General features: G+C 49.5%; 1 protein-coding gene. It reads right to left on the bottom strand.

From position 1 onward, the window contains the following. The coding region (locus Y882_RS18490) for a DUF2514 family protein (protein WP_046973427.1) at positions 1-368 on the bottom strand (368 nt) is incomplete at both ends.

Genomic DNA, 368 nt, shown 5'->3' with positions numbered 1-368 from the left:
CGCATTGCATCATACTGTAGTTCGCACTGCTCGCCGGCAACACGATACTTTTCAGCCTCTTCTGCCACTTGTCTGTATTCTGTGATGCTTTCTGAATACAGTTCGGTGAGCACACGGGCGATCTGGGCGGTTGTCTTGCTGTCGGGCTGAGGGCCGGTAGCGTCACCGAGGTACTTACGGACGGTTGCGATTTCGTTGTGCAACCTGTCATTAGTAGCACGATAATCATTAAGATCGGCAACCAAAGACTCAATGCGAGATTGGTACTGGCGTTCGATAGCGTCTTTCTCATATGCTGTTTGTTTCTCCTTCTCGAAATCAAGCCCTTTCTTTGTTTTTTTTTGGTTTGACCCACCCGCCTCGAAACC

This window comes from Dyella japonica DSM 16301, assembly GCF_001010355.1.
Lineage (GTDB): Bacteria > Pseudomonadota > Gammaproteobacteria > Xanthomonadales > Rhodanobacteraceae > Dyella > Dyella japonica.
The sequence above is the reverse complement of the archived record's forward strand: the minus strand, read 5'-3'. Positions and strand labels throughout refer to the sequence as shown.